The sequence below is a fragment of the Chamaesiphon sp. OTE_8_metabat_110 genome (assembly GCF_031382685.1).
In the GTDB taxonomy this organism is placed as follows: Bacteria; Cyanobacteriota; Cyanobacteriia; order Cyanobacteriales; family Chamaesiphonaceae; genus Chamaesiphon.
Genome location: NZ_JANMZA010000033.1, coordinates 1 through 2,971 on the forward strand (window position 1 = coordinate 1; position 2,971 = coordinate 2,971).

Here is a 2,971-nt window from a genome sequence, read left to right on the forward strand (position 1 = left end):
TGGGATTTATTCAGCGGCTCGATTATTTTCACGGATAAATGCTCGATGTCTATCTACAGCGGCTAAAAGTTGTTGGTTTGGTGTCGGCGGATTTTCGATTAGCTCGAAGATTGTCTGAGCATCCCGTTCTGATAACACGATCGTTCGTTCTGTTTCCAGAATCTGATTCGCTGCTGTGAGTGCCGATTGGACTAAAAATTGATTTAAGGTAGCACCAGATAAGTCTGCGGCTCTTTGCAAAGTTTCTTTGACCGCAGGGGGTATTCTGGCTACTACTCGCGCATCCTGGGTGGGTTGGTTCATCGGAAGTTATGAGGATTTATCTTAATTCTAACTTGCTGGTGCCAAAATGGCATCAACGAGATCGAGACGATCTACGAGAGTAAATCTTACCCGATCGATTAAATTGAGATCGAGTTGATGGTATCTTACACAAGCTCGATCGCAGTTTTGTAGTGCCTTTCAGAAAAACAGAAAATAATCAGATAGATGAACTATTGCTGTCTGACAACTTAAAGGATACTCCCTGGGATAAGCATCGGTGATTTGCCGATCGAGTTATGTCGCATTATGCTGGCTCAAAATTCGATCGATATGCCGAGCGGATTGCTTTGTGTAGTCAGTTGTTAGAGTTCGATCTCAAAGCAGCAGATGATAATACGAGTAGACTTCAGCTCAGATCGGCGAGATTTTGTCGGGTGCGGCATTGTCCGGTTTGCCAGTGGCGCAGAAGTTTGATGTGGAAAGCAAAAGCTTATCAAGTATTACCTAAGATCATCGAGCAGTATCCGACTCATCGCTGGCTATTCATGACCCTGACTCAGAAAAATATCCCTATTACTGAGCTGCGAAGCACTATAACTGAGATGAATAAAAGTTTTAAGCGGATGGTTGGGCGGAAGATATTTCCCGCAATTGGCTGGCTAAAAGCTACGGAAGTTACCAGGGGAAAATATGAAACTGCTCACCCACATTTTCACTGTCTATTGATGGTTCGTGCTAGTTATTTCAGTCATGGCTACATCAAACAGTCTGAATGGGTTGAACTCTGGCGAGATTGTTTGCGATTAAACTACAGCCCCATCATCGATATTCAGGCTGTGAAGAAGGATCTCAATCCTGCCGTGCTAATTCCTGAATTACTGAAATACTGTACTAAGGAAAGCGATATGGTGGCAGATCGGGAGTGGTTTTTGGAGCTAACGCAGCAACTTCATAATATGCGGGCAATTTCTACTGGCGGTGTGTTGAAGGAATACCTACGAGAGTTAGATTCAGATGCGATCGAATCAGTGGAGATCGATGGTGACAAAGTTAGAGGAGAGCATCGACAGTTTCTGTTTGGGTGGCGGCATAGTGACAATAAATACAGGATAGTTAGCTAATTAGCGCACTACTAGAATAATTAGGTTCAATAATTAGGTTCAAATGCGATCTAAGGATAGAGACACAAACCTTGCGCGATTGCACCTTCCAGTAATTTAACGTGTAGAGAATACGTGCCATTACCTAAAGCCGATTCGCGCAAGCGATGGGGGAATTTAACGAAGCAGGAAAAGTGTGGCATGTGGATTTCACCATCTACACCCATTAGCTGCAAAGCAGGATTCTATATTCTCGATCGACCGAATATCGCATTCAGGCAATTGAGGATGTCGATCGATCCATTCTAAATCAGAGACGCGACAGCGAAAAGGATATAGTTAAACAGAGAGAAGTTAGCATGGGGTTGCATTCACCCATTCATCGCGTAGCGAAGTCTTATCGAGCAGGAATAGTGTCAAGTCTATTGATTATTCCCGCTCGATCGATTAGTTCTGCTGTGCTTTCAATTTCTTGATAAGGCAGATTATCGTCAGAAGAGTTTCCACTAAATGTAATGAATCTAAAATCTGAGAAAGTTCGGGTAGATGATGGATCATATGGTTTTTACTTAGTTGATTGGTAGATTTCGATCGGACTTCACTCGAGATCAATGTTTATCAGCTACACCATCAGCCATCTGCAAACTTATATCCCCACAAAAATACCAGCCCGAAGTCATCAGGCTGGTATCGTTATCTAAAACATTCGATTAATTTTTAGTTATTGCGGAGATCTACCCACCCCTCCCAAGAGGGGATTTTTTAATCTAGCCCTTGCTCTTAAAGTCCCCTCCGAGGAGGGGTGCCCGTAGGGCGGGGTGGGTCGGGTTTCCGAAACCTACAACCTAACCCTTTCTCGCAGCCGCAGCTTCATCGGGATGAATGCCCAGGCGGGTCAGATTGACGCGTCCCTTATTGTCGATTTCGCGCACCTTGACGATCACTTCATCGCCGACGCCGACTTCATCTTCAACTTTACCCACGCGATAATCGGCGAGTTGGGAGATATGGATCATCCCTTCTTTGCCCGGTAGCAGCTCCACGAAGGCACCGATCGGGATAATTCGGGTTACGCGTCCGGCATAGACATCGCCTTCGTTGAGGCGGCGAGTTAAGCCTTGGACGATTTGGATCGCGCGTTTGGCTTTCTCATTATCGACAGCGGAGACGGTGACGGTACCATCATCGTCGATGTCGATTTTGGCTCCAGTTTCTTCGGTAATTCCTTTAATGGTTTTACCGCCAGGGCCGATGACCAAGCCGATTAGTTCTGGCTCGATTTTGAAGGTGAGTAAGCGTGGTGCAAAGGGTGAGAGTTCTTCGCGGGGTTTGTCGATCGCGGCTAACATTTTCTCTAGAATATGTAGGCGAGCGGGACGTGCTTTGTTGATTGCTTCGGCGATGACGGTCATCGGTAAACCGCTGATTTTCATGTCCATTTGCAGGGCGGTAATTCCGGTATCGGTACCTGCCACTTTGAAGTCCATGTCGCCGAGGAAGTCTTCAATTCCCTGAATATCGGTAAGAATCCGTACTTCTTCGCCTTCTTTGATTAGTCCCATTGCTGCACCACTAACTGGTTTGGTAATTGGTACGCCAGCATCCAT

Annotated in this window: 3 protein-coding genes; 1 reads left to right on the forward strand and 2 read right to left on the reverse strand. The window is 45.7% G+C overall.

All coding sequences use genetic code 11. The features are described 5' to 3' along the window. Positions 1-6 precede the first annotated feature (6 nt). Positions 7-303, reverse strand: a complete 297-nt coding sequence (locus tag RMO52_RS01350; RefSeq protein ID WP_309738243.1) for a DUF1778 domain-containing protein — start codon at positions 301-303, stop codon at positions 7-9. A 257-nt stretch (positions 304-560) separates the two neighbouring features. Here RMO52_RS01350 and RMO52_RS01355 point away from each other — a divergent pair, with 257 nt between their 5' ends. Beyond that, on the forward strand, positions 561-1,385 hold the full coding sequence (locus tag RMO52_RS01355; RefSeq protein ID WP_309738244.1) for a protein rep: 825 nt from the start codon (positions 561-563) through the stop codon (positions 1,383-1,385). Positions 1,386-2,209: 824 nt separating this feature from the next. Here the strand turns inward: RMO52_RS01355 and RMO52_RS01360 are convergent. Further along, positions 2,210-2,971 (reverse strand): S1 RNA-binding domain-containing protein (locus tag RMO52_RS01360; RefSeq protein ID WP_310410278.1); only part of this gene is annotated, 762 nt, incomplete at its 5' end.